Genomic DNA, 18,754 nt, shown 5'->3' on the forward strand with positions numbered 1-18,754 from the left:
CCGGCTTCGCAACTCGAGACCCTCGCGGGTCCAGGCAGAGAGAGTCCTTGCGCAGACACAGGCGGCCGAAAAGTCTCGCCGAACTCAACCTTGCCCGGGGTGACACAAAGGTACCGGCCGCGTTGGTCAGCCTTCGGCAGCGTTCCTCGCCGCTCACGGCCGAGGCGGCGCCGCCCGCCAAGGTGCGCATCCTGGGGCTGGATCCGGGCTCGTTATGCACCGGTTACGCGGTGATCGAAACGGGGGCCAAGGTCACCTATGTGGTGAGCGGATCGATCCGCGCCCGGGGCGCATCGCTGGCCGATCGATTGCAGGAAATTTTTGCCGGCGTCGATCAGCTGGCCGGTCAGTATCAGCCCGACGAGGTCGCCATCGAGCGCGTGTTCATGCACCGCAATGCCGACAGCGCATTGAAGCTCGGGCAGGCGCGAGGCGCGGCGCTGAGTGCGACTTTTGCCGTGCGCCCTCGTGTTTTTGAGTACGCGCCCCGTGAGGTGAAACTGGCCGTGGTGGGCACCGGTGCCGCTCAGAAGGAACAAGTGCAGTTGATGGTACGACGTTTGTTGAATCTGTCCGGGCCGCTCGGCGCCGACGCGGCCGACGCGCTGGCCATCGCGCTTTGCCACGCGCATTCCCGCAATCTCAACAGCCAGCTGCACCAACTCGTTGCAGGCTCGGCGCAATGATCGGTTTTCTACGCGGTAAGCTGACGGCCAAACAACCTCCGCAGCTGGTGATCGATGTGGGGGGCGTCGGCTACGAGCTGGAAGCGCCCATGTCGACCTTCTACGGTCTGCCGGCGGCCGGGTCGGATGTTCATTTGTTCACGCACCTGGTGGTCCGGGAGGATGCGCACATCCTGTTCGGCTTCGGCACCGATCGCGAGCGGCGGCTGTTCCGCGAGCTGCTGAAAGTTTCCAATGTGGGGCCGAAGCTGGCGCTGGCCCTGCTGTCGGGTCTGACCGTCGATGCCTTCCTGATGTGCATCGAGGCGCAGGACATCGATACGCTGGTCCGCACGCCGGGCGTGGGCCGCAAGACGGCGGAGCGTCTGGTGGTCGAGATGCGCGACCGGGTGAAGGGATTTGGCGACATCGGGCTGGCTGTGCTGCCTACGGGCGGAACCGCCGAGCCTGCGATTGGTCCACAAGCGGAGGCTTTCAGCGCACTGGTGGCGCTGGGTTACAAGCCCGCCGAGGTGACGCGGCTGCTCAAGGCGGTGGACGCGTCGGCGCAGACCACCGAGGAAATCATTCGCCGCGCATTGCAGGCCGCTGCCAGTCGATAAGTAACTATGATCGAGCAGGACCGCATCGTTTCCGCCGCCTCGCAGGGCGATGAAGCCGCCTTCGACCGTGCCGTGCGGCCGAAGAAACTGGCCGATTACGTCGGTCAGTCGGCGGTCAAGACGCAGATGGAAATATTCATCCAGGCGGCGCGCAACCGCCGCGAGGCGCTGGATCACGTGCTGATCTTCGGTCCGCCCGGCCTGGGCAAGACCACGCTGGCGAACATCATCGCCAACGAGCTCGGGGTGAACTTGCGGCAGACCTCGGGACCGGTGATCGAGCGTGCCGGGGACCTGGCGGCGTTGCTCACCAACCTGCAGGCCAACGACGTGTTGTTCGTCGATGAGATTCATCGGCTGAGCCCGCAGGTCGAGGAGATCCTGTATCCGGCCATGGAAGATTTTCAGCTCGATATCATGATCGGCGAAGGCCCGGGCGCGCGCTCCATCAAACTGGATTTGCCGCCGTTCACGCTGATCGGCGCGACCACGCGGGCCGGCCTGCTGACCTCGCCGTTGCGAGACCGGTTCGGCATCGTGCAACGTTTGGAGTTTTACGATCAGGCCGAGCTGCAACGGATCGTGACTCGGTCCGCGAGCTTGCTGGGCGTGCCGGCGGATGCGGCCGGAGCAGGGCGCATTGCGCAGCGTTCCCGAGGAACTCCGCGTATCGCCAATCGGTTGCTCCGGCGCGTGCGTGACTATGCCGAAGTGCGTGCCGGTGGCCGGATTACCGACGAAGTGGCGCAGGCGGCGCTCGATATGCTGGACGTGGACCCGCTGGGCTTCGATCTCATGGACCGCAAGCTGCTGCTGACCATCATCGAAAAATTCGACGGCGGGCCGGTGGGCGTGGAAAGCCTGTCGGCGGCGCTGGGCGAGGAGCGCGGCACCATCGAGGATGTGATCGAGCCGTATCTGATCCAACAAGGATTCATCATGCGCACGGCCCGTGGCCGGATGGCGACGCGAATGGCATATCAGCACTTCGGTTTGAAGTTGCCGGAACGACCGGGGACCGGCGAGCTGTTCAATGACTGAGTCGCAGCCGTTCGGATGGCCGGTCCGTATCTATTGGGAAGACACCGATGCCGGCGGCATTGTCTACTACGCGAACTACATGAAGTTCATGGAGCGCGCCCGCACCGAATGGCTGCGTGCCGCCGGGATCGAGCAGCTGCCCCTGAAGGAGCAGCACGGGCTGATGTTCGTGGTCGTCGATATCGAAGCGCACTATCGCCGCCCGGCGCGCTATGGCGATGAGCTGCTGGTCACCTGCGTGATCGCCGAGCGCACGCGCGCCAGCTTCACGTTTCAGCAACAGGTGTTTCGCGGCGGACTCCAGGGCGAGCTGCTGGTCGAAGGTAAGGTGCGCGTCGCGTGCCTCGACGCGGTCAGTCTGCGCCCGACGGCGTTACCCAAAGAATTAATTCGGGAGTGATGGGAATGATGTCAGAGAACCTCAATCCGCTGGAGCTGGTGCTCAACGCCAGCATCGTGGTGCAGATCGTGATGGCGCTGCTGCTGCTCGCATCGCTCGTGTCGTGGTCCATCATGCTGCGCAAACGCGCCGAGCTGAGCCGTGCGCGTGCCGAAGCCGACCGCTTCGAGGAGACGTTCTGGTCGGGCGGCGATCTCACCGCCATGTTTCGTTCCATCGACCAAAGCCGTCGCGTCACCAAAGGCATGGAGGCGATTTTCGAGCAGGGCTTTCGTGAGTTCTCACGGTTGCGCCAGCAGGGCGGCATTGCCTCCGCGCAGCTGATCGAAGGCGCACGTCGCGGCATGCGCGTCGCGCTGCTCAAGGAAAGCGATCGTCTGGAGCTGGGCCTCGCGATGCTCGCCACCATTGGCTCGACCAGCCCGTACATCGGCTTGTTCGGCACGGTGTGGGGCATCATGAATGCATTCCACGGTCTGGGTAACGTGCAGCAGGCGACGCTCTCGATGGTCGCTCCGGGCATCACCGAGGCGCTGATCGCCACCGCGATGGGCCTGTTCGCCGCCATTCCCGCGGTGGTCGCTTACAACCGGTATGCGGATCAGGTGAGCCGTGTCGAAACGCGCTATGACACCTTCACCGAGGAGCTGTCGACGATTCTGCAGCGACATGCGTCGGCTCCTCGTGAGTCGCAGCGTGGCGCCGAGGCGCACGCATGAGCCCGATGAACGCGCGCCGTGGCAAGCGGCTCGTGGCCGAGATGAACGTCGTTCCCTATATCGACGTGATGCTCGTGCTGCTGATCATCTTCATGATCACCGCGCCCATGCTCACTCAGGGCATCAAGGTGGATCTGCCCAAGGCGGCCGCCGAGCCGCTGCCGGAAGACCTGATGCGGCAGCATCAGCCCTTGATCCTGAGCGTCGATGCCGCCGGCAAGTATTACTTGAACATCGGCAAGGATGAGGAAACGGCGATGGATGAGAACGCCATCGTCGAGCGCGTCGCGACGGTGCTGCGCCGTGAGCCGCAAACACCGGTGCTGGTGAAGGCCGACACCAATGTGCCGTATGGCCGCGTGGTCACCGGCATGGTGCTGTTACAGGAAGCGGGCGCCGAAAAGGTGGGTTTCATCACCGATCCGGCCGAAGCGCGGAATAACAAAAAGCGCTAAGGCTTCATGGTCGATTTCATCAAACAACACTGGACGTACATTCTCGGCGCGTTGCTGCTGCACGCGTTGTTTGCCGGCATATTCGGCTTGACCATGCTGAACATGCAGCGCAGCCCGCCGCCGGTGCAGCTTGCGATCCAGGCCGTGGTGGTCGATCCGAAAACGCTCAATGACGCTGCCCGCCAGCAGCGCCAGCAACGCGATCGCGACCGGGTACAACAACAGCAGCGCGAGCAGCAGGCTCAGCGTGAACGCGAACAACAGGCCCAGCGCGAGAAGGATCAGGCCGCCGAGCAGCAGCGCCGCGAGCAGGAAGAAACTCAGCGCAAGCAGGAGGTCCAGCGCAAGGAAGCGGAACAACGGGCGGAAGCGGAGCGTCAGGTCGAATTGAAACAACGCCAGGAAGCGGATCAACGCCGCCAGGCGGAAGAGCAGCAACTGCGCGAGCGGCAGGAGGCGGAAAAGAAACGCGCCGCCGCCGAAGCCGAGCGCAAGAAACGCGCCGAGGAAGAGGCGAAGAGGGTCGCCGAAATCGAGCGCAAGCAGCGTGAAGAGGCCGAGCGTCGCAAGGCGGCCGACGACAAACGTTTGCAGGAGGCGCGGGAGTCGGACTTGCAGCGCCAATTGCAGGAAGAGGAGTCCGATGCAGCGGCGGCCGCGGCCGCGGCGAACTCGCCGGAAATGGCGCAGTACCAGGCCATGATCCGGCAGGCTGTGCAGCGCCGTTGGAACCGTCCGCTCTCGGCACGGGACGATTTGGTGTGCCAGGTGACCGTGAGGCAAACGCCCGCTGGCGTCGTGCTGTCGGCGAGAGTTGGCAGCTGTAATGGCGACGCCGCCGTCAAGCAGTCGGTCGAGAACGCAGTGATTAGCGCGTCGCCGCTGCCGACACCGCCCAACCCGCGCCTGTTTCAGCCGGAAATCACCTTCAACTTCAGGCCCGGCGCGTAGCGCGGGGCAGGACCGATTTCGCTCCAAGGAGCTGTGACTGATGAAAAAAACCTTTGCCGTTTTCGTTTGCTTCGCACTGACGTGGCTGGCGTCCGCGGCCCACGCGCAGCTGGTCATCGAGATCACCAAGTCCGCCGAGGATGCGGTGCCGATCGCCATCGTGCCGTTCGGTTGGGAATCCACCGGCGCTGCGCCCTTCGACGTAGCCGAGGTGGTGGCCGCGGACCTGCGACGCAGTGGCCGCTTCGCGCCGCTGGACCGCAAGGAAATGATCGATCGACCGGTGCAGGGCGATCAGGTCCGCTTCCAGGATTGGCGGTATCTCAAGACCGATTTCATCGCGGTCGGCAAGCTGATGCCGGAAGGTGCAGGCTTCGCTGCGCAGTTCGAGCTTTATAACGTGCTCACGGGGCAGCGATTGGCCGGACAGCGTGTCACCGGGAACGCGAACAACATGCGCGCAGTGGCGCACCGGATTTCGGACATCATCTTCGAGCAGTTGACCGGTGTGCGTGGCGCCTTCTCGACGCGCGTCGCATTCGTCAGCGCGGAAGGAACACCACCCAAGCAGCGCTACAAGCTGATCGTCTCCGATTACGATGGCGAGAATCAGCAGACCATCACCAGCTCGGACGAGCCGATCATGTCGCCGGCGTGGTCGCCGGATGGCCAGAGCCTCGCTTACGTGTCGTTCGAGACCAAGGCGTCCGCGATCTATGTGCAAACATTGCGCACGGGCGAGCGCAAGCGCGTTTCAGCGCGTGCTGGCATCAATGGCGCGCCGGCCTGGTCGCCGGATGGCAAGACGCTCGCGATCACGTTGTCGCGCAAGGATGGCGATATCGACATCTATACATTGGAACTCAACAGCCAGGTGCTCACGCGCATGACGTTCGATCCCGGCATCGACACCGAGCCGAGCTGGTCGTCGGATGGCAAGAAGCTGTATTTCAACTCCGATCGCGCCGGTGGCCCGCAGATTTATGAGATCGAGGTCGCCAATCCGAATCGCGCCACGCGCGTGAGTTTCGAAGGCGGCTACAACGCCCGCCCGCGCGTTTCGCCCGATGGCAAAAAGCTCGCGGTCGTGACCCTGGACCGTGGCAATTACCGAATTGGTGTCATCGATCTGGCCTCCAAGGGCATGCAGGTGCTGTCCGAAGGTCGCCAGGATGAAAGCCCGAGCTTCGCCCCCAATGGCGCCGTGCTGATCTATGCGACGCAGGACAAGGGCCGCGGCGTGCTGGCGACCGTGTCGACGGATGGCCGCACGGCGGAGCGGTTCAGCAATACCGTTGGCGAAGTGCGCGAGCCCGTTTGGGCTCCGTTCCCGCAGCGTTGAGCGTGAAATAGCAGGTATCTGGCTGGAAAAAGTCCGCCGAAGGCGCCTTGCGCGGGCCGAAGTTGTGGCAAAATTCGCCGCAGTTTTGGTCTGTGAATGGCGACAGCGGATTTTTCAGCGGGTTCGCTGGTCGTAACAACTAAATTCAGGAGACTGTAGATGCGTGTAACGCGGCTGGTGCTGATCGTGGCGAGTGGTCTGATCCTGGCGGCTTGCGGTAACAAGCCTCTGCCCGAAGCGCAGAACACCTCCGAGGCGGTTGGCCCGACCACCAGCACTCAAGGTGCGGAGAGCAGCGGCGTCGGCAGCAGCGCGCTGTCCGCCGAGCAGCAGGCGATGGAAGCGGCCAAGGCCGCCGGTGTGATCGTGTACTTCGATTACGACCGCGCCGAGATCAAGCCGGAGTTCGTGCCGGTGGTCGCCGCCCATGCCAAATTCCTGAACGGCAGCCCGCAGCGGAAGGTTCGTCTGGAAGGCCATTCCGACGAGCGCGGCTCGCGTGAGTACAACATCGGTCTGGGCGAGCGCCGTGCGCAGGCCGTGCGTCGCGCGTTGATGCTCCAGGGCGTGACTGAAACTCAGATCACCACCGTGAGCTATGGCGAAGAGCGTCCGGCCGTGCAGGGCAGTGACGAAGCGGCCTACAGCAAGAACCGTCGCGTCGAGCTGGTCTACGGTCGATGAGTCGAATCGCCATGAGAGCTGTACCCAACATTGCTGCTGTTCGCGTCGCGTTGATCGCCGCGGTGGCGGCGGTGTTGTCGGGCTGTGCCACGACGCCGCCGGAAGCCGATCCGACGGTGCAGAAGCTGTCCGAGCTCGATAGCCGCCTGTTGCGGCTCGAGCGCGTGCTCGCCAATCAGAGCCTGCTCGATCTGTCGCAACGGATCGAAGCGGCGCAGGCGGAAACGCGGGTGCTGCGGGGTCAGCTCGATGAGCTGCAACACCAGGCCACGCAGAGCCAGACGCAGCAGCGTGAACTGTATGGCGATGTCGATCGTCGGCTCTCGGCGCTCGAAGGCAATCCCGGCGCGGCTGCGTCCGCTGTCACGCCGGCGGCGGGCTTGCCGATCCCGCAGGGCGACGATCGCGCCAACTATCAAGCCGCGTTCGATCTGCTGAAGGATGCGAAATATCCGGAAGCGATCAACGCGTTCAAGCAGTACCTCACGACTTTCCCGAATGGTCCGTTGGCCGATAACGCGCAGTATTGGCTGGGCGAGGCGCATTACGTGACCAAGCAGTATCCGGACGCGTTGCGCGATTTCCGGACGGTGCTCGAGAAGTATCCGGAGTCGCGTAAGATCCCGGATGCGTTGTTGAAGATCGGCTACTGCAATTACGAGCTGAAGAACTGGGGTGAGGCGCGCTCGGCGCTCAACCAGGTCGTGCAGCGTTTTGGCGATACCACCGCCGCCCGTCTCGCCGGCCAACGCCTGGCGAAGCTGGATAGCGAAGGCCGGTAATTTCATCGGGCGCCCCGTTGGGGCGCTCCATGATGCCGGCGCCGGGTGGTTTAGATCAGTCTCATGAACCTCGCTGACTCAACCACTGTCGATTCCGCCGCTACCGGCACCGGTGCGGCGCGCGTCAAGCTCACTGAAATTTTTCTGTCCATCCAGGGTGAAGCGGACAGCGTGGGCTGGCCCACCGTGTTCGTGCGTCTCACCGGGTGTCCGCTTCGTTGTCAGTATTGCGATACGGCCTACGCGTTCTACGGCGGCGAATGGTCTTCGCTCGACGACGTGTTGGCGCGGGTCGCGACGTTCAATACCAAGCATGTCTGCGTCACGGGCGGCGAGCCGCTCGCGCAGAAGGGTTGTTTCCCGCTGCTGCAGCGATTGTGTGATGCCGGCTACAGCGTGTCGCTCGAAACCAGCGGCGCAATCGATGTGAGTAATGTCGATCCGCGCGTGGTGCGAGTCGTGGACGTGAAGACGCCGGCGAGCGGTGAGGTCGGGCGCAATCGTTACGAAAATCTGGATGTGCTGCGGCCGGAAGAGCAGGTGAAGTTCGTGCTCTGCAGCCGCGCCGATTTCGAGTGGGCTCGCGATTTCATTCGCGAGCGCCGGCTGTATGAGCGCTGCATGGTGCTGTTCAGCCCGAGCTATGGTCAGGTCGAGCCGCGGGATCTGGCGCAGTGGGTGATCGATGAGCGGCTGCCGGTGCGGCTGCAGGTTCAGCTGCACAAGGTGTTGTGGGGCGATACGCCCGGCAAATAGACCGCTTGGGACCCAACCCTGGGGCCAATGGATTAAAAGTCCGGTGCTCTACGAGCACTGCTAGAGAGAGTTTTCACGTCATGTCCGGTTCTCGCGCCGTTGTGCTGTTATCCGGTGGCCTCGATTCCGCCACCGTGCTTGCGATCGCCCGCGAGCAGGGTTTTCAGTGCTACGCGCTGAGCGTGGATTATGGTCAGCGCCATCGTGCTGAATTGGACGCCGCGGCACGGGTCGCTCAGTCTCTTGGCGTCGTCGAGCATCGCACCTTGCGTATCGATCTCGGCGGCATCGGCGGGTNGGCGCTGACCGATTCGAGCATCGCCGTACCAGAGTCCCCTCAGGTGGGCATTCCCGTCACTTACGTGCCCGCGCGCAATACCGTGATGCTGTCCTTCGCGCTGGGCTGGGCCGAGGTCCTCGAGGCGTCGCGCATTTTCATCGGCGTGAACGCGGTCGACTATTCAGGGTATCCGGACTGCCGGCCGACTTTCGTCGCCGCTTTCGAGCGCGTCGCGAACCTGGCTACCAAGGCGGGCGTGGAGGGCACGGTGGCCTTCAAGATCGTCACGCCGCTGATCGACCTGACCAAGGCCCAGATCATCCAGCGCGGCGTTTCCCTGGGCGTGGACTATTCCCTGACAGTGTCGTGCTATCAGGCCGACGCCGACGGCCGGGCCTGCGGGAGCTGCGATTCCTGCCGTCTGCGCCGCTCTGGATTCCTGTCCGCAGGCGTGGCGGACCCGACACGGTATTTTCGATGAATTTCCGTGGCTCTTTAGGTATGATGCGCGCCCCGTCAGGCCAGCCAGCCTGACCGCCTATCTCCCGTGGGTCGGTAGCTCAGTTGGTAGAGCACTGGACTTTTAATCCATTGGTCGAGGGTTCGAGTCCCTCCCGACCCACCATTTCCCAATACTGACGCACCGTCAGGCTCAAGCCCCTCGCTCCCTAACGGCATATCCGGGATTGGGATATGCGAGTTGCGATCTACGCGCCGGGTCCGGGCGCATTGCGATTGCAGATCGATCGCACGCTGCCGCGGCGCCGCGTTGAAGGTCTGCGCGAGGATTGAGTGCGACCCATATCACGGCTTCAAGAGGGCGACGGCCATTAGTGTGGTCCGTGTCACGGCGCATCGGTGTGCATCAGGCATTCTCCCGTGCCGGGGCGTCAAAGGAGATATGGGCCATGGGCGCGGGGGAAGAAACATTCGTCAGCAACGCCTTTGGAACAGTAACAAGCAGGCGTGTGATCTATCATGCTGCGCGCGGCTGGCTTGGCGGCGGGGCGCGTGAAGACATTCCTTTGAATCACGTTACATCCGTGCGTTTGGAAATCTCCCGGTCCGTGTTGCTGGGTATTCTCTTGTTGCTGATCGGGCTGTCGCTGCTCGGGGCTGCCACGACGGCCGGCAATGCTCTCTTAGGCCTGCTCTCCATCGTCTGCGCGATTCTGGCTTTCTGGGGTTCACCCACCGTCGCGGTCAACACTGCCGGGCAGGATCGTCAGGCGGCGAGGGGCACTCCCTGGCAACGTGGGGAAGCCAATGCGTTCGTCGAAGCGCTGCGCAGCCAGCTGTTCAAAGAACAGAACTAATCGGCAGAACAGCTGCGCAATGCAGCGCTGAAAACCGCTGGCGTCGCCAACGGCCCTGGCTATGATGGGCGAAAAAGCCAGGCTCGGGTCGACCCAGTGTCATCCTCGGCATTCGCGCTCACCAAGATTCGGCCGCCGCGCTCGCGCGGTCATCTCGTCGTGCGGCCGGCGCTCGAGCGCCGCCTGGCGCAGGCATTGGCGAGTTGCCGCCTCACCGTGCTGGTCGCGCCGGCTGGGTTTGGCAAAACCGCTGCACTGACGCGGCAGCTCGAATTGCTTCCAGAGCAGACGGCGGTCGCATGGATCGGGGCGGACGAAGACGATGATTTGCATCGCTTCCTGGTCTGTTTGTTCGCCGCGCTCGAAGCGTTCGACTTGCCCTGGCGCACGGCCCCGGACGCGTTGGTGGCCGCAGCCGTGAATTCTTCCCGTGAGCGTCGCGCCGTCGCCAATGAATTGCTCAATGCGCTCGCGGCATGCGAGTCGCCGCGCGGTCTGATAGTTATCGACGATGCCGAGCGCATCGCCGCTGCGGAAGTGTTCGAGTTCGTCGATCTGCTGCTCGAACGTCTGCCGGAGCGCTGGGGATTTGTGATCGGCAGTCGTAACGATCCGCCGCTCGCGCTGGCTCGCTTGCGAGCAGCGGATGATCTGGTTGAGATCCGGCAGGCGCAGCTGCGCTTCGATCGCGACGAGATCGTTTCGCTGGTCGCCGCGAGCGGGCATGCGAACGCCATTCCGGAATCCGAAGTGACTCGCTTGCTCGCGCGCACACGTGGCTGGGCAGCCGCGCTTCGTCTCACATTGAGCGCGATTCGTGCGGGTGAAGAAACGGCGCGGCCGGCGCCGGCCAGAGCGTTGGATCGACAGGTATTTGACTATCTTGCGGCCGAAGTTCTCGATGACATGTCGGTCGAGCTGCGCACCTTCCTGATGCGCTGTTCGGTGCTGCCAGAGCTGACTGCTGCTCGTTGCGCGGCAATTTCAGGCAATCCGCGCGCGGCCGCGTTGCTCGATGAAATAGAACGGCGCGACCTTTTCGTCACGGTGCGCGACGCTGGTGAGTTGACGCTTACATTGCACGATCTGTTTCGTGAATGTCTCAACGATCGTCTGCGACGCGAGCTGCCGGATGAAGTGCCGAACTTGTTACGCACGGCGGCGGATACCGAGCCGGATCCAATTCGGCGGCTGTCGTTCCTCGTGAGCGTAAGCGCGTGGGCAGAAGCGGAGTCCACGCTCAACGACGTGGCCAGTCAGCTGCTCTCCAACGGCGTCGTCGAGGCGGTGCCGCGATTGATTGCGCAGTTTCCGGCAGAGCGACGCAAATCCTCACCGATGATTGCACTGGTGCGCGCGCTGACCGCGTGGTGGCGTTGGGACTGGGCACAGATGACGGATGACGCCCGCGTCGCGGTCGCAGGCTTTTCAGCCTTGGGGGACCAGCCGCTGCGTCAGCGAGCCTTGATCGCCGAGGCCATCGCGCTGACCGGCAAGGGCGCCACGCGTGAGTCCGCTGCAAAGCTCGCCCAGATTTCCTGGGACGCACTCGACCCCGATACGCGGGTCGTCGCATTCGCCTTGCATGCATGGCACGCACTGGACAGCGGAGACTTCGGCTCGGTGGCCGGACGCTATGCGAAGGCTGTCGAACTGTTGGAGAAGCTCGACGGGTCGCAGATCTGGATTCACGTTTTCGGCAGACCGTTGTATGTGCGTTTGCCGGGAATGCGTGAGCCGTTGTCGCGTTTTGTCGAGACGGCGATGCGCCGGAGCAGCGATGCGCCTTCGCAGATGCAGACGATTGCGACTGTGATTGCCGCGTGGCTCGCACTGTGGCGCGGCGAGCAGGCGCAAGCGATGGAATTGATCGCCGTGGCCGAAGCAGACGCGCGTTGGCTGGGCATGCCCACCAACTTAAAAATGTTTCTCAACACGTTTCGGGCGGCAGCACACGCCACCAGCGGTGCCCGGAACGAAGCCATGCAGGCAATGCGCGAGCTGCTTGCTTACTTCGATGAGGATACGCAAGGGCGCCTCGGCCAATATACATCCATGCTGGGGCACTACGTGTTCTATGGCCTGCGTATCGCAGACGCCGTCGGCGATGCGCAATCGGTGTGTGAGTTTGCGGCTCGCATGCCGCCGCCTGAGCGAATCACGAACGAGCCCATGTTGCGTGCACCGTTGCTCACGGTGCCGGCGCGTCTGGCCGCCATCGAGGGGCGGCATGCTGAAGCGTGCGAGCATTGGGCTCGAGCGCTTGCCGATGAGCCTGCCATCGACATCATCGGCCAGGCACATGAGGCGAGAGTGCGTTACGCATGCTCTCTGGTTGCGCTGGGCCATCGCGAACATGCCGCCTTTGTTTTGCGTCCGTTGTTCGATGAGATCGCGTCGACGGGAGAAATGGGGGGCGCCTTGCTGGCCGGTCCGGGCGCAATCTCGCGATTGGCCGCCGCGTCGTGGCGCGACGAACTTGCGCCACATCAGCTCGCGCAGCTTCGGGATTGGGCAAAGCGCGCCCAGACTCCAGTCGTCGCAGGAAAGGAGACGGACTGCCAGACCCGGCTGACGGTACGCGAGCGGGAAATTCTTCAGCGCATCGCCGCGGGCGATACAAACAAAATTATTGCACGAGCGTTAGACCTCAGTCCGCACACAGTCAAGCGCCACGTCGCCAACATTCTCGACAAACTCGGCGTGGCGTCGCGGGCGGAAGCCGTGCAGACCTATCAAAACCCGCTCTGATCGCCTCGTACCAAGGGGCATGGCCCGGGCATGGCCCATCGAGGCGGTGCGAATAGCCCATTGCAGGCGATGTCCGTGCGCGATTTTGCGGGCACGATTTCACCATGAGTTGCAAAGTTCTCATGGCCGCGGCGATCGGTGCTCTTTCGGGCATGGGATTGCTTGCACACGGTGACGAGGCGCTGCCTGAGCATCTGCGTGACACGGGCTTGTTCGTCGCAGGATCCAACTCCGAAGTGCGCCCGGACGTATTGCCGTTCTCGCCGCAATACCCGCTGTGGTCCGACGGCGCCAGCAAACGTCGTTGGATCTATTTACCGCCTGGCACTTTTATCGATGCGAGCCGTCCTGGGGCGTGGGAGTTTCCAAACGGCACGCGGCTGTGGAAGGAGTTTCGGTTGGAGCGGCGGGTGGAAACGCGCTTGATCGAGCGTCTTGCCGACGGCTCATGGCAATACGCGACATACGTTTGGAGCGAGGATGGAAAGGACGCTGTACTGGCGTCGAGGGAAGGCGCTCCGTCGCTTGCGCTGAGTGGCCCTCAGCCTCGCACGTATGCCATTCCATCGGAGTCGGACTGTCGTGCGTGTCATGAGGGGCCAGCTGTTCCGGTGTTGGGCTTCAGCGCGCTGCAGCTCTCGTCCGATCGGGATTCACTTGCCGTGCACGCCGAGTCGCCGAGCTCGAATGAGGTCGACCTGCGTCAGTTGGTTGAACGCGGGCTGGTGAGAAATCTGCCGGTATCGTTGTTCAAGACTCCGCCGCGTATCAGCGCCGCGTCGCCGACAGAGCGCGCCGCGCTGGGATATCTGCACGGCAACTGCGGTCATTGCCATACGAATCCCGGAGCGTCGGACGCTTCGGTCCCGCTCGATCTGCGATTGGCTCAAGACGTCGCCGATCCTGCCAGCACGGAAAAGGTGCTGCGCTCCCTGCGAGCCGCGTCGAGCCAGTTCCGAGCGCCAGGGACGACGACAGCAGTGCCGCTAGTCGCGCCGGGCGCATCTCACGACAGCGCGTTGCTGATGAGAATGCGAGCGCGCGACGCAAGTGCGCAGATGCCGCCGCTTGGCACGGCAATTCCAGATTCCGAAGGTCTGGCGCTGATTGCGCGCTGGATCGATCGAGACATGCATCCATCCACCGCCAGGGAGTAACTCTCGTGAAACGATTCGTCGCACCGTTCCTTACCATCGTTCCAACGTGTGTGCTGATGCTCGGGGTGGCCTCGGCCGCGCCACCGGATGGCCAAGTGGCGCGCGGTAAATACCTTGTGACGATCGCGGCGTGTAACGATTGTCACACGCCACTGAAAGTGGGCCCGAACGGGCCGGAGCCAGATATGAGTCGCATGCTGTCGGGTCATCCCGAGTCGCTGGTCATGCCGACGGCGCCGACCTTGCCAGCCGGCCCATGGGCTGCATCGTTTGCAGCGACCAACACGGCGTGGGCTGGGCCGTGGGGGGTGAGCTTCACGGCGAATCTCACGCCGGATCCGGAAACCGGGTTGGGCCGCTGGACGCTTCGCAACTTCAAAGACACGATTCGCAGCGGTCGTCACCTCGGCCGCGGCCGACCCATTCTGCCGCCCATGCCGATTGCCATGTACAAGCAAATGACCGATGCGGATCTCGAAGCGGTCTTCGCTTATTTGCAGTCGATTCCCGCGGTCAACAACCGAGTGCCCCAGGCGTTGCCTGCGCCTTCGACTGCAGCTACCGCTGCCACGGAGCACTAAGGAGATAACCGTGAACAAACCAATTATCGCGGTCGTCGGAGCTACGGGGGCGCAGGGTGGGGGCCTCGTGCGTTCCATTCTTTCCGACGCCGATCGCAAGTTCGCGGTGCGGGCGATCAGTCGCAAGCCCGATTCTCCAGTCGCGCGTGAGTTGGCGTCTCTCGGGGCGGAGGTCGTATTTGGCGATCTGGACGAGCCGGCGAGCCTGGAGCGCGCATTCGCGGGGGCGCACGGTCTGTATGCCGTTACCAACTTCTGGGAGCACTTCTCACCGGAGCGCGAATACGCCCAAGCGGAAAACATCGCCCACGCGGCGGGCCATACTGAGGTGTCACACGTCATCTGGTCGACGCTCGAGGACACTCGCGAGCGTGTACCTTTGCACGACGCGCGCATGGCGACGCTGATGCAGCGTTACAAGGTGCCGCATTTCGACGCGAAGGGTGAGGCCGATGCGCTGTTTCGCACGCTGCCGACCACGTTTCTGAGGACCTCCTTTTATTGGGACAACCTGATTCATTTCGGTCTGGGGCCGCGGCGCGATGCGGACGGCGCGCTGAGCTTCCTGCTGCCGATGGGTGATCGGAAACTGCCCGGTATCGCCGCTGGAGACATCGGCGCCTGTGCGTTCGGGATATTCAAGCGCGGCCCGCGATTCATCGGGCAGACCTTAGGAATTGCCGGCGAACACCTGACGGGTGAGGCCATGAGTGCGCAATTGTCGGTCGTGCTGGGCGAGCCGGTGCGGCATGTGTCGATGCCGCACGCCGTTTATGCGCAGCTAGGCTTTCCAGGCGCGGAGGATCTGGCCAACATGTTTCAATACAAATGTGATTTCAACGCAGAGTTTTGCGCGCAGCGGCCGGTGGCGCTGTCACGCGAGCTGCACCCGGGCCTGCTGAGCTTCAGTCAGTGGCTCGCCAGCCACCGTGATCGTCTGCAAGCTTCCTTGACGGGGGACCTATGATCACCGACACCACTACGGGCACGAACATTCAGGAGGTCGGCCCCGGCATCTACCGCATCAACACGCCGGTCGCGATCGGCGCGGGCTCGGCTTTCAGCTTCAATCAATATCTGATCGTCGACGATGAGCCGGTGTTGTTTCATACGGGCCAGCAGCGACTGTTTCCGGTCGTGCAGGCGGCGATTGCCAGCGTCATGCCGGTCGCGCGGCTCAGGCACATTGGTCTGTCGCACTTCGAGGCCGATGAGTGCGGCGCCTTGAATGCATTCCTTACAGTGGCTGCGCAGGCGGTGCCTTTCTGTAGTCACATCGCGGCGATGACCAGCGTTGCCGACTTCGCCGAGCGTGCCCCACGTGCGCTGGCCGACGGTGAAGAGTTCGTCACCGGGCGTCGTCGATTTCGCTGGTTCTATACGCCGCACGTTCCGCATTCCTGGGAGTGCGGCTTGTTGATGGAAACTACGACGCGGACCTTCTTCTGCGGTGACTTATTCACCCAAGGTGGCAAGGGCGAGCGCGCGCTGACCACGGAGGACATTCTCGAACCCAGCGAAGCGTTCCGTCAGCCTATGGATTACTTCGCACACGCCCCACAAACCGCCGCCACGCTGGACCGATTGGCCGAGCAGCAGCCCACGACGCTGGCGTGCATGCATGGGAGCGCTTGGCAGGGAGAGGGTGCGCAACTGTTACGAGCCTTGGGAAGGCGGCTGGCGGGTTGACCCAACCCATGAGCAAGGGCGGGGCGACCGGGCGATTTCAGTCTCGCCCGGTCGCTGTCTATAATATGTGAAGGAGGCGGGATCCCGGTGCATGTGTGTCCTGGACGAGGGGCCCGATCCCTCCTGCGCAGTTAACGCAACGGTGGATCAGTCAATCCCTGAGCCGGCGAGTCGCAATTTGGATTCAAGAACGGGCGCTCGCCGTTGAGTTTGTGCTAGCAGTGAGACACAGGTCGCGAATTACAAAAGCGACATCCCTATCCTTTTGCCCATAACCCCAGGACAGGTTCCTGCCCATCGAGGCACGCCGACGATCATGTTAGGGACGCAAGTATCCGGTCTCGCGGCCGCCCGCATGTCCGGCTTCACGCTCGTGGAGCTGATGGTCACCATTTTCGTGGCGAGTATTCTGCTGGCGGTGGCCGTGCCGTCGTTCAATCGGATGACGGTGACCAGTCGGGTCACCGCCCAGGCCAACGAACTGGTTGCCGCCATCAACTTCGCTCGCTCCGAGGCGATCAAGCGCAATACCAGCATGGTGCTATGTCGAGCGAACGGCGCGGACAGCACCGAATGCAGCCCGCAGGCCGGCAACTGGCAGTTCTGGATCGTGCGGCCCGCAGCCCCGGGGGGCGTTGTGGTACGCCGCGGCGTGATCAATGAGTTTTCCAATGCCCTGGCCGTGCGCTCGACGCTAACGGGCGATCGGGTGGTGTTCGGCTCGGACGGCCTGGCTCGCACGGGCGGTGCCGTGATCAACGAGGAGGAGATCAACGTTTGCTCCACGCGCAGCGCCGATCCAGAGACCCGTCGCCAAATCGTGATGGGCGTTGGCAGCAGGTTGGAGACAAAACCTTTTGAGGGTGCTTGCTGAGCATGAGGCACGCGAATCGAATATCCGTTCGTGAGCAGGCTGGCGTCGGCCTGATCGAAGTGTTGATTGCCCTGCTGGTGCTGTCGATTGGCATGCTGGGTATGGCCGGCTTGCAGATGTGGAGCCTGCAGAGCAATCAGGGCGCCATGGAGCGAGGCATGGCGGTGATGCAGACCCATACGATCGCCGACGCCATGCGTGCGAATCGAGTCACCGCGACCAACAATGGCTTCAACATCGAGCCCGGCGCGGCGATCGGCAATGGCGAAGCCCGCACGCCTTACTCAAGGGCGGCCCTCATCGCCTGGCGGCAAAGTCTCCTGGACAATCTGGGCGAGGGTGCGACCGGCGGCGTCGCTTGCGACGGTGCAGTCTGCACGATCGTGGTGCGCTGGCAGGATCGACAACCGTTAGCGCCCGCGGACGATGCCGAGGACGACAGGACGCAAGAGCTAAGGACAGTGGTGCTCCTATGAGCAAGCATCTGCACCGCTGTCTCGCGGGCCGCAACGGCGGCTTTACTCTCGTCGAGTTGATGGTCGCGATGATACTTGGGCTGGTCATCATCGGCGGTGCCACGGGCGTCATCATCGCCAACCGGCAGAGCTACCGTACCAACGAAGGCTTGTCACAGCTGCAGGAGAGTGCGCGTACCGCGTTCGAACTGATGGCACGCGACATTCGCCAGGCGGGCGTAACCGGTTGCGATAGCAACGGTCGAATCGCCAACGTACTGGACCAAACCGACCCCAGGTGGTGGAAGACCTGGTTCGCCATGCGCGGCTTCAGCGGCAACGATGCCGATGGTGCGGCCGTGTTTGGTACCGGGACCCTGGCGAGGGTCGAAGGCACCGATTCGCTGCTTGTGCAAGGCCTCGACGGCAATGGCATTGCTGTTCAGTCTCATCGGGTGAGCGACGCAGTTTTAAAGCTCAACTCGGCACCCACCAGCATCGCCGCCGGCGACGTCATGATGGTGTGCAATTTCAGTCACGCGGCAATCTTCGCTGTGCGGAGTTACAACGCGACGGATACAGAAGTGAATTACGCCGTCGGCGGGAGCGGCCTGGCGGCTCACAATTGCTCCCAGGGCTTGGGCTATCCCACCAATTGTCCGAACAACAATTTGTACCAGTACTCGCCCGGCTCGCAGGTGGCGCGGCTCATGGCGGTGGACTGGTACGTCGGCATCAACAGCCGCGGCGGGCGCTCGTTGTTCCGCAAGCGCATGGAGCTGCCGGCGGAGGAAATAGTGGCCGGCGTTTCCAATATGACCCTGACGTACCTGCAAGAGGGCGGTGACAGCTTCCAAGCACCGGCCGCCGTCACCAACTGGTCGAACGTCACTGCGGTCAGAGTCGGTCTCACGATCGATAGCATCGATCAACGCATCTCCAGCGATGCCAGCGTGAACGAGGGACGGCTGCAGCGCGAGTTCGCCAATGTCATTACATTGAGGAATCGGGTGCTATGACCGGTTCGTTACGAAACATTCCATCGCAGATGCGATCCGGCCCCGCCACTCAACGAGGCGTTGCGCTGGTCCTGCTCCTGGTGGCCACTGTGATCGGGCTGGCGAGCGTTCGTGGCACGAACCTGCAGGAGCGCATGAGCGCCAACATGTATGACCGCTCGCTGGCATTTCAGCGCGCCGAGTCCGCGCTGAAATGCCAGCGAGCGGTCATCAT

Annotated in this window: 22 protein-coding genes and 1 tRNA gene; all 23 read left to right on the top strand. The window is 63.1% G+C overall.

The genetic code is table 11. The features are described from left to right. Positions 1-182 precede the first annotated feature (182 nt). A complete protein-coding gene (ruvC, locus tag D0550_RS30425) occupies positions 183-686 on the top strand; it encodes a crossover junction endodeoxyribonuclease RuvC (RefSeq protein ID WP_116812975.1) in 504 nt (167 codons plus the stop codon). Next, entirely contained in the window at positions 683-1,288 is a 606-nt protein-coding gene (gene ruvA, locus D0550_RS30430) for a Holliday junction branch migration protein RuvA (RefSeq protein WP_116812958.1), read from the top strand. Before ruvC ends, ruvA begins: the two co-directional genes overlap by 4 nt. Positions 1,289-1,297: 9 nt before the next feature. Next, complete coding sequence (ruvB, locus tag D0550_RS30435; protein WP_174842522.1) at positions 1,298-2,329, top strand: Holliday junction branch migration DNA helicase RuvB; 1,032 nt, start codon at positions 1,298-1,300, stop codon at positions 2,327-2,329. After that, positions 2,322-2,729 carry a tol-pal system-associated acyl-CoA thioesterase gene (ybgC, locus tag D0550_RS30440; protein WP_116812960.1) on the top strand — a complete coding sequence of 136 codons (408 nt, stop codon included), beginning with the start codon at positions 2,322-2,324 and terminating at the stop codon, positions 2,727-2,729. Before ruvB ends, ybgC begins: the two co-directional genes overlap by 8 nt. A gap of 8 nt (positions 2,730-2,737) precedes the next feature. Then, complete coding sequence (tolQ, locus tag D0550_RS30445) at positions 2,738-3,448, top strand: protein TolQ (RefSeq protein WP_116812976.1); 711 nt, start codon at positions 2,738-2,740, stop codon at positions 3,446-3,448. Between the two features lie 5 nt (positions 3,449-3,453). Continuing rightward, a complete protein-coding gene (gene tolR / locus D0550_RS30450; RefSeq protein ID WP_116812977.1) occupies positions 3,454-3,903 on the top strand; it encodes a protein TolR in 450 nt (149 codons plus the stop codon). Between the two features lie 93 nt (positions 3,904-3,996). Beyond that, on the top strand, positions 3,997-4,854 hold the full coding sequence (tolA, locus tag D0550_RS30455; RefSeq protein ID WP_241520973.1) for a cell envelope integrity protein TolA: 858 nt from the start codon (positions 3,997-3,999) through the stop codon (positions 4,852-4,854). A 40-nt stretch (positions 4,855-4,894) separates the two neighbouring features. Further along, positions 4,895-6,196: a Tol-Pal system beta propeller repeat protein TolB gene (tolB, locus tag D0550_RS30460; RefSeq protein WP_116812962.1), complete on the top strand. Its 1,302-nt coding sequence runs from the start codon at positions 4,895-4,897 to the stop codon at positions 6,194-6,196. Between the two features lie 159 nt (positions 6,197-6,355). Next, positions 6,356-6,880 carry a peptidoglycan-associated lipoprotein Pal gene (gene pal, locus D0550_RS30465; RefSeq protein WP_116812963.1) on the top strand — a complete coding sequence of 175 codons (525 nt, stop codon included), beginning with the start codon at positions 6,356-6,358 and terminating at the stop codon, positions 6,878-6,880. An 11-nt stretch (positions 6,881-6,891) separates the two neighbouring features. Next, positions 6,892-7,662: a tol-pal system protein YbgF gene (gene ybgF, locus D0550_RS30470; RefSeq protein WP_161966137.1), complete on the top strand. Its 771-nt coding sequence runs from the start codon at positions 6,892-6,894 to the stop codon at positions 7,660-7,662. Between the two features lie 63 nt (positions 7,663-7,725). Beyond that, complete coding sequence (gene queE / locus D0550_RS30475) at positions 7,726-8,418, top strand: 7-carboxy-7-deazaguanine synthase QueE (protein WP_116812965.1); 693 nt, start codon at positions 7,726-7,728, stop codon at positions 8,416-8,418. Between the two features lie 80 nt (positions 8,419-8,498). Continuing rightward, positions 8,499-9,179 carry a 7-cyano-7-deazaguanine synthase QueC gene (gene queC, locus D0550_RS30480; RefSeq protein WP_116812966.1) on the top strand — a complete coding sequence of 227 codons (681 nt, stop codon included), beginning with the start codon at positions 8,499-8,501 and terminating at the stop codon, positions 9,177-9,179. 68 nt (positions 9,180-9,247) lie between these two features. Beyond that, positions 9,248-9,323: transfer RNA gene (locus D0550_RS30485), tRNA-Lys, on the top strand. Between the two features lie 283 nt (positions 9,324-9,606). Continuing rightward, complete coding sequence (locus D0550_RS30490; protein ID WP_153067423.1) at positions 9,607-10,014, top strand: hypothetical protein; 408 nt, start codon at positions 9,607-9,609, stop codon at positions 10,012-10,014. 96 nt (positions 10,015-10,110) lie between these two features. Continuing rightward, a complete protein-coding gene (locus tag D0550_RS30495; RefSeq protein WP_116812968.1) occupies positions 10,111-12,765 on the top strand; it encodes a helix-turn-helix transcriptional regulator in 2,655 nt (884 codons plus the stop codon). A 104-nt stretch (positions 12,766-12,869) separates the two neighbouring features. Further along, positions 12,870-13,922: a hypothetical protein gene (locus D0550_RS30500; RefSeq protein WP_153067424.1), complete on the top strand. Its 1,053-nt coding sequence runs from the start codon at positions 12,870-12,872 to the stop codon at positions 13,920-13,922. A gap of 5 nt (positions 13,923-13,927) precedes the next feature. Next, positions 13,928-14,503 (top strand): c-type cytochrome, encoded by a 576-nt coding sequence (locus D0550_RS30505; RefSeq protein WP_206606634.1) that lies wholly within the window; start codon positions 13,928-13,930, stop codon positions 14,501-14,503. A 10-nt stretch (positions 14,504-14,513) separates the two neighbouring features. Beyond that, positions 14,514-15,470, top strand: a complete 957-nt coding sequence (locus D0550_RS30510) for an NmrA/HSCARG family protein (RefSeq protein WP_206606635.1) — start codon at positions 14,514-14,516, stop codon at positions 15,468-15,470. Next, on the top strand, positions 15,467-16,192 hold the full coding sequence (locus D0550_RS30515; protein ID WP_116812971.1) for an oxygen-binding di-iron domain-containing protein: 726 nt from the start codon (positions 15,467-15,469) through the stop codon (positions 16,190-16,192). The genes D0550_RS30510 and D0550_RS30515 overlap by 4 nt, the downstream gene beginning before the upstream one ends. A gap of 355 nt (positions 16,193-16,547) precedes the next feature. Further along, entirely contained in the window at positions 16,548-17,066 is a 519-nt protein-coding gene (locus tag D0550_RS30520) for a GspH/FimT family pseudopilin (RefSeq protein ID WP_161966138.1), read from the top strand. Between the two features lie 2 nt (positions 17,067-17,068). Continuing rightward, entirely contained in the window at positions 17,069-17,542 is a 474-nt protein-coding gene (pilV, locus tag D0550_RS30525; RefSeq protein WP_116812972.1) for a type IV pilus modification protein PilV, read from the top strand. After that, positions 17,539-18,540 (top strand): prepilin-type N-terminal cleavage/methylation domain-containing protein, encoded by a 1,002-nt coding sequence (locus D0550_RS30530; RefSeq protein ID WP_116812973.1) that lies wholly within the window; start codon positions 17,539-17,541, stop codon positions 18,538-18,540. The genes pilV and D0550_RS30530 overlap by 4 nt, the downstream gene beginning before the upstream one ends. Next, positions 18,537-18,754 (top strand): pilus assembly PilX family protein (locus tag D0550_RS30535; RefSeq protein WP_241520972.1); only part of this gene is annotated, 218 nt, incomplete at its 3' end. The genes D0550_RS30530 and D0550_RS30535, both read left to right, overlap by 4 nt.

This window comes from Steroidobacter cummioxidans (assembly GCF_003104955.1).